The following is a 7083-nucleotide window of genomic DNA, read 5'->3' as shown; positions in this document are numbered from 1 at the left end:
GCAGCCACAAGCGACGCTTTCCAGCCCTGGAGCGAGGAGCCGACGGAAGAACCGGATATCCGCCGGGCGCGGGCTCACATCGGTGGGCTGCACTGTTCACTGTGCACCGGCACCATCGAGCGGGCGCTGGGCCAGAAGGTGGGCGTAAGCCGAGTGGCGGTCAGCCTCACCCACGAGCAGGCGCTGGTGGAGTTTGACGCCCGCGAGACCAGTGCCGAGACACTGATGGGTACCCTGCAGGACATCGGCTATACCCTCAGCGACCCGCGCAAGGTGGAGCCCTACGAGCGCCAGGAGCGTGAACTGGCGCGAGAGCGCAACCGCTTCCTGGTGGCCCTGGCCGCCAGCCTGGCGGCGGTGGGACTGATCGTGGATACGAGTTCGCCCTGGACCCTGGGGCTGTCGATGCTGGTCTACGTGAGCCTGGTGGCCTTCGGCTACGCGGTGCTGCGTGGCCAGGGTAGCGCTGCCGCCTTGGGTGGCAGCGCCCTGTTGGCGGCGGGCGGCGCCAGTCTCTTCGCCCTGCGGGCCGGAGGCGTCCTCGCAGGCTTTGAGGCGTTATTGGTGGCCATTCTCGCCCTCGCGACGGTGTTTGGCATCGCCCGGCAAATGCTCGGCATGGCATGGCAGTCCCTGCGTCGGGGCATCCTTAACCAGCATGTGCTGGTCGAGATCGGCGCCTTCGCGGGGCTGATCGGCGGCGGCATCGGTTCGCTGATGCGTCTCGAGGGCTATCCCACCGCCGCCTTCTTCGCCGTCACGGTCATGGTGCTGACCTATCACCTGTTCTCCGAATGGCTCTCGCTGATCGTCAAGACCCGTAGCTCGCAGTCGGTGCGCCGGTTGTTGGACCTGCAGCCGGAGACGGCACGGGTGATCACCGACCAGGGCGAACATGACATCCCGATGGCAGAGGTCGAGGAAGGGATGAGGGTTCGCATCCGTCCCGGCGAGCGGATTCCGGTGGATGGCGAGGTCATCGGCGGCGGCTCGGCCGTGGATCAGTCCCTGGTCACCGGCGAGCCGCTGCCGGTGGAGAAGGCGGTGGGGGATACGGTGGTCGGCGGCGCCATCAATGGCGCCGGCACCCTGGTCGTGCGGGTCACAGCCACCGGTGAGTCCAGCTTCCTGCAGCAGGTGGTGCGCAGCCTGGAGGATGCCCGAGCGCTCAAGCCCGGCCTGCTGCACCTGGTGGATCGAGTGCTACGGGTCTATACACCCACGGTGCTCATCGTCTCGGCACTGGCGTTCGCCTTCTGGATGAGTGCGCCGCCGCTGTGGGGCGCCACGGTCGATCTCGAGCGGGCCGTGTTCGCCGCCCTCACCGTGCTGGTCATGGGTTATCCCTGTGCGGTGGGCATCTCCGCACCGCTGTCCATCGTGCGCAGCGCCGGCGAGGCCGCCGATCAGGGCGTCTTGATGCGTACCGGCGAATCCTTCCAGGCCTTGCGGCGGATCACTCGGGTCGTCTTCGACAAGACCGGCACCCTCACCGAGGGGCGCCCCGCGGTGCGGGAAGTGATGATCGGCATCGATGGCGATGAAGGCACGCTGCTGTCGTTGTCGGCTGCCGTGGAGTCGGCCTCGGAGCACCCGCTGGGGCGGGCCGTGGTCGAAGCCGCCCTGGCGCGGGGCCTCGACATCCCCGATGTCGGCGACTTCCGGGCCGAGTCCGGGCGCGGGGTCACGGCGTCCATCGCCGGCCAGGGGGTGTGGGTGGGTAGCCCGGCCTTTCTGTCGGAAAACGGTATCGATCTGACCTCGCTCGCCGAGGACATCCAAGGCGCAGAAGCACAAGGCCAGACGGTCATCGTCGCCGCCCGCGGCGAGCGGCTGCTCGGCGCCATCGCCCTGGGGGATGCGTTGCGCACCGACGCCGCGGAGACAGTGCGACGGCTCGCAGCGTTGGGCATCGAGACGGCCCTGGTGACCGGCGACAACGAACGCACCGCCCGGCACATCGCGCGGCAAGCCGGCATCGAGGAGGTGCACGCCGGGGTGCTGCCGGAGCAGAAGGCCGACCTGTTGCGAACGATGCAGCAGAACGCCTGCATCGCCATGGTGGGCGACGGTATCAACGACGCCCCCGCCCTGATGCAGGCCGATGTGGGCATCGCCATGGGCAGCGGCACCGATATCGCCATCGACGCCGCCGACATCATCATCCTCAACGCCCGGTTGAGCAGCGTGGTGACCGCCTGGGAGATCAGCCGCTGGGGCTATCGCAAGATGCTGCAGAACGTCTCGCTGGCCTTCCTGTTCAACGGCATCGGTATCCCACTGGCAACCACCGGCCTGATCTATCCGGTGTGGGCGATGGTGGCCATGGCCGCCAGCGTGACCGCCATCTTCGTCAACTCGCTGTGGCAGCGGCCGTCGCTGTTCTTCGATGCCGTGGCCAGCGTGCGCTCGGATGACCGTTAGATCCATCAGCCGAAGCACCAGAATCGGGCTGGATAGGAAAACCCATCAATCCACGAAGGTATGCCGTCATGACATTCAGGATTCACGCAATAGTCTTAGCACTGGTCGTCGCTGTCCTCTCGACCGCCGCCATCGCCGCCGGCCCCAGCTACCGGCTGGAGGTCAACGGGCTCGCCTGCCCCTTCTGCGCCTATGGCATCGAGAAGCAGCTCAACCGGATCGAGGGCGTGGCGACGATTGAAACCGACATCAAGTCGGGTGCGGTGATCGTCACCATGGAAGACGGGCAGGTGCTCGAGGAGTCGCGAGCGTCACAAGCGGTCGACCAGGCCGGTTTCACGCTGAGAGACTTCGAGGAAATCGGCTCGCCGGCCGGCGCCGGCGCACCATAACAAGGGGAATCTCATGATCAGTCATTCACACGACGGCCCTTTTCCCTTCTGGCTCCGTGCCATGGTGATGTCAGGCGCGTTGGCGCCCGGCATGGTGCAGGCGGGGGCCCAGACGTTCAACACCGCCTTGCCGGTGGCGGAAGGCAACTTCGTGTTCCGGGAGCAGTTCCTCTATCGCGGGGCCAGTGACGACCCGAGCCCCGCCGATCGGGACCTGAGTGTCAGCGGTGCCATCTCGGTGCTCGGCTACGGAGTCACCAGTGACCTGACGCTCTTCGGGGCCCTGCCCTATCTCGACAAGGAGCTCACGCTCGACGGTCCGGGTGGACAACGCCTCGAGCGGGGCAGCCACGGGATCGGCGATGCGCGGCTGTTCGCCCGCTATACCCTGTTTCACGATGACGCCCCGGGGCGAACTTTTCGGATCGCCCCCTTCTTCGGTGTCGAGACCCCGACCGGCGACGACCATGCGGCAGACCGCTTCGGCCGGCTACCGCCACCGCTGCAGTCCGGCTCCGGCTCCTGGGATCCGTTCGGCGGCCTGGTGCTGACCTATCAGACCCTCGACTACGAGCTCGACGCCCAGCTCGCCTACCAGGCCAACACCGAGGCCAACGGCTTCGCGTTCGGCGACGTCACGCGACTCGATGGCGCCGTTCAGTACCGCCTCTGGCCACGGCAACTGGGCGGCGGCGTGCCCGGCTTTCTCTATGGAGTGCTCGAGTCGAACCTGATCCACCGGGACAACAACGAATTCGATGGCAAGGGGGACGCAAACTCGGGCGGCACCCAGCTATTCCTGTCCCCGGGATTGCAGTATGTAACCCGTCGTTGGGTCGTGGAGGGCATCGTCCAACTGCCTGTTGTGCAGGATCTGAATGGCACGGCGCTGGAGGACGATGTCATCGTCCGCGCCGGTTTTCGCGTCAACTTCTGAGGGAGCATTATGAAAGCCAAGCAATTCGCCGGGGCCAGCGCGGCAGCCCTGGGTACACTCCTCCTGCTTATCGCCGTGACGGGATGTACGACCGGTACGACCAGCCGTGGCTTCGAGTTCGTGACGGCCTGGGGCAAAGCGGGGAACGCTCCGGGGGAGTTTCATGACCCTACCGGTATCGCGGTGACCATGGATGAGGTGTTCGTCGCCGATTCGCGCAACGGGCGCATCCAGGTCTTCGATCATGAGGGCCGGTTCCGGCGTGAGTTCGGCGCCACCGGTGAGGCGCTCGGCCAACTCGGCCGGCCGATGAACCTGACGATTCGAAACGGTGAGCTCTACGTGCCCGAGTACATGAACGATCGTATCCAGGTGTTCGGACTGGACGGCGAGCCGAGGCGCACCCTCGGTCGGCCCGGTGAGGGGCCAGGCCAGTTCAATGCGCCCGGGGGTGTTGCCGTAGCAGAGAACGGTGATCTCTTCGTCGCCGATTTCTACAATCACCGGATCCAGCAGCTGAATGCAGACGGCACCTTCGTTCGCCAGTGGGGCTCCACCGCGGAGGCTGGCATCTGGGCGGAGGAATTCACCTATCCGACCGATACGGCGCTCGCCGCGGACGGCACCCTCTACGTCGCGGACGGCTATGCGGACCGGGTGCAGGTTTTCGACGCCAGTGGTGAGTTTCTGCTCAAGTGGGGCGGCCCCTTCGCCATGAATATCCATGGACCCTTCCGCGGCTGGTTTTCCACCGTCACCGGCATCGCGCTGGGGCCGGCGGGGAAGGTGTTCGTGGCCGACTTCTACAACGATCGAATCCAGGTGTTCTCGGCGGATGGCGACTTCCTCAGCGTCTTCGGGGAAACCGGTGACGGGCCTGGGCAGTTCAACCACCCTATCGCCGTGGACGTGGCGCCGGATGGGAGTGTGTTCGTCGCCGATTTTCAGAACAACCGCATCGAGCAATGGCGTCCGATCCCCGAGTAGTGGGCCCGATAGGTCACGATGTTGCCGTCGTCCGTGCGAGCGCGCATTTCACCAGGCTGACACTTGAACTTCCTGTAACTGGAAGTGGTAGCGTGCCAACCTTGACGGGAAGGAGACGAGCCTATGCCGAGTGAGACGCTGTCGATTGGGGAAGCAGCCGCCGCCTCGGGGCTTTCCACCAAGACCATCCGTTACTATGAAAAGGTGGCACTGATTCCCAAGGCCCGCCGCAGCAATGCGATTGCCCGCACCGGGGGGGATCGCGTGTATGCCGAGGCCGATGTCGGTCGCCTGCGCTTCATTCGCCATGCGCGCCTGCTCGGACTGAGCCTGGATGCGATTCGCGACCTGCTGGAGCTGGCCGAACATGGCTGCCCGGGAAGACAGCCCGAGTATCGCCAGACCCTCGAGCGACATCTCGCGACCATCGAGGAGCGTATCCAGCACTTGCTCGGCCTGCAAACAACGATCCGGCAGCTCCTGTCGTCCGAGCCCTCGAGCGGCGCCACGGACGATGGCTGGAAACACTGCGGCTGCCTGGCCATTCCCGCGCCGACTCACGGCTGCACCTGCGCAGGCTGCCAGGAAAGGCGGGGCGGTGAAGGGGCGGCATCGTGAAACGCTTGCTCTGGTCGCTCGCACGCACGCTGATTCGGCTTCGCCGCGGGCGCCAACCGCCGGTGTCGCTGCAGGGTCCGGTCTGGTACTTCGCCTACGGCTCGAACATGAACGAGCGACTCTTTCGCCGGCGCCGGCACATGACCTGGCAGGAGGCGCGTGTCGCTCGCCTCGACGGTTACCGCCTGGTCTTCAGCCGCACTGGTGGCCGGTATCCCGGCACCTCGGCACCGGCCAACATCGTTAAGGCCCCCGGCGAGAGCGTCCACGGGGTGCTGTACCTGCTGCCACTGCACAAATTCGCTCGCCTCGACAACAGCGAAGGCCAGCAATACGCCTATGTCTGGACCGAGGTCGAGGATAGCGAGGGTCACCGCGTGGCCGCGGTGACCTACCAGGTGGCGGATGCCGCCCCCGCGGGTCGGCCCAGCCGGCCGTATCTCGACCTGCTCCGCGAGGCGGCGCGTCAGCGTGGCTTGCCCGCCGACTACGTCGCCTTTCTTGATCAGGTGGAGGCCCGAGAGTGACCGACACGGCACTAACGAAGCGGCGCTGGCGACGCTGGTGGCCCTGGATCGGCGGCGTGATCGGCATCACGGCGCTATTCTGGGTGTTCGGCCGCATCGACTATCAGCGCTTCCTGGCGGTGCTGGCCGAGGCTAGTCCCGGCTTTGTCCTGCTGGTGCCGGTGGCGATCGCCGCGGAGCAACTGCTCCGGGCGTGGAAGTGGCGTCAGCTGCTATCCCCTCTCCGCACCATCGGGGTCCTTCGCCTGTTCGGCGCCATCATGGGGGGCTATTTCGCCAACCTGGTCATTCCGGTTGGCGCGAGCCCTATCGTGCGCTCCTGGCTGGTGGCCCGCTCCCAAGGCCTGGCGACCAGCGCGGTGTTGGCGACCGTGGCCATCGATCGCGTCATCGACGGCATCGTCTTCACCGCTTTCGTGCCCATCGTCTTGCTGCTGTTCGTGATCCCCGACCCCAGCGGGGCCATTCGTGCCGGGCTGAGCTGGGGCGCCGGAGGCAGCTTGCTGCTCTTCATCGTGCTGCTGCTCGCCTTGGCAGGGTACCGGTTGCAGGCGACGCACGACACCGGCTGGCTGGGGCGCTGCGTCAGGCGCCTGCCGCCTCGACTCGTCGACCCCGCACGCCGATTGATCCACTCCTTCGCCGAGGGCATCGTATGGCCGAGGGAACCCTGGCGACGGGCGGGGATCCTGTCGGCCAGCGTGCTCATCAAGCTGATCGCCGCCACCCACTTCCTGTGGGCCGGGCTGGCGCTCGGTGTGCTGCTGGCGCCGGTCGAGTACCTGTTCCTGCTGGTCTTCTTCGGTTTCTTATCCATCATCACGCATTTCGCGCGCCTCACGGCGGGCTTCACGGTCGGCGCCGTGTTCGCCCTCGAGCTGCTCGGCGTGAGCCAGGAGCGGGCGCTCGCCATGGTGCTGATCGTGCAATTCGCGAACCTGCTGACGGTGACCGTCACCGGCGGACCGGCCCTCTGGCGGCGTGGCGTCAGTCTCAGGGAGCTGCGCGCGGTGGAGGAGCACGATGCGTGCTGAGGCGACAGCGAGGCGACGGTTCCGACGCATCACCATCGCCGGCATCTTCTTCCAGGGCGGTGCGGCCAGCGTCGATACCGGCACGATCGTGGCGGCCCTGGTGCATGGATTGACCGGCAGCACGCTGGCGGTCGGCGCGGCGGCTGCCATCGCCCGCTATGGCT

General features: G+C 66.5%; 7 protein-coding genes. All 7 read left to right on the top strand.

Annotation, left to right across the window (positions count from 1 at the left end):
• Window positions 1–2424: heavy metal translocating P-type ATPase (locus ACESMD_RS07435; RefSeq protein ID WP_372611805.1), on the top strand; the 2424-nt coding region annotated here is incomplete at its 5' end.
• Window positions 2425–2492: 68 nt separating this feature from the next.
• The gene (locus ACESMD_RS07430; RefSeq protein WP_372611803.1) at window positions 2493–2816 is read left to right on the top strand and encodes a heavy-metal-associated domain-containing protein; all 324 of its coding nucleotides are present in this window, start codon (window positions 2493–2495) and stop codon (window positions 2814–2816) included.
• Window positions 2817–2829: 13 nt separating this feature from the next.
• On the top strand, window positions 2830–3753 hold the full coding sequence (locus ACESMD_RS07425; RefSeq protein ID WP_372611801.1) for a transporter: 924 nt from the start codon (window positions 2830–2832) through the stop codon (window positions 3751–3753).
• Between the two features lie 9 nt (window positions 3754–3762).
• The gene (locus tag ACESMD_RS07420; RefSeq protein ID WP_372611799.1) at window positions 3763–4740 is read left to right on the top strand and encodes an NHL repeat-containing protein; all 978 of its coding nucleotides are present in this window, start codon (window positions 3763–3765) and stop codon (window positions 4738–4740) included.
• Between the two features lie 123 nt (window positions 4741–4863).
• Entirely contained in the window at window positions 4864–5358 is a 495-nt protein-coding gene (locus ACESMD_RS07415) for a MerR family transcriptional regulator (protein ID WP_372611797.1), read from the top strand.
• Window positions 5355–5885: a gamma-glutamylcyclotransferase family protein gene (locus tag ACESMD_RS07410; RefSeq protein ID WP_372611795.1), complete on the top strand. Its 531-nt coding sequence runs from the start codon at window positions 5355–5357 to the stop codon at window positions 5883–5885. Before ACESMD_RS07415 ends, ACESMD_RS07410 begins: the two co-directional genes overlap by 4 nt.
• Complete coding sequence (locus ACESMD_RS07405) at window positions 5882–6919, top strand: lysylphosphatidylglycerol synthase transmembrane domain-containing protein (RefSeq protein ID WP_372611793.1); 1038 nt, start codon at window positions 5882–5884, stop codon at window positions 6917–6919. Before ACESMD_RS07410 ends, ACESMD_RS07405 begins: the two co-directional genes overlap by 4 nt.
• The last annotated feature ends 164 nt before the right edge of the window (window positions 6920–7083 follow it).

Origin of the sequence: Halomonas sp. (assembly GCF_041689495.1) — a bacterium.
Lineage (GTDB): Bacteria > Pseudomonadota > Gammaproteobacteria > Pseudomonadales > Halomonadaceae > Halomonas.
The sequence above is the reverse complement of the archived record's forward strand: the minus strand, read 5'-3'. Positions and strand labels throughout refer to the sequence as shown.

Excerpts from the sequence above, each read along its gene's own strand:
- ACESMD_RS07430 (WP_372611803.1), top strand. The coding sequence starts at position 2,493 with ATGACATTCAGGATTCACGCAATAGTCTTAGCACTGGTCGTCGCTGTC.
- ACESMD_RS07425 (WP_372611801.1), top strand. The coding sequence starts at position 2,830 with ATGATCAGTCATTCACACGACGGCCCTTTTCCCTTCTGGCTCCGTGCC.
- ACESMD_RS07420 (WP_372611799.1), top strand. The coding sequence starts at position 3,763 with ATGAAAGCCAAGCAATTCGCCGGGGCCAGCGCGGCAGCCCTGGGTACA.
- ACESMD_RS07415 (WP_372611797.1), top strand. The coding sequence starts at position 4,864 with ATGCCGAGTGAGACGCTGTCGATTGGGGAAGCAGCCGCCGCCTCGGGG.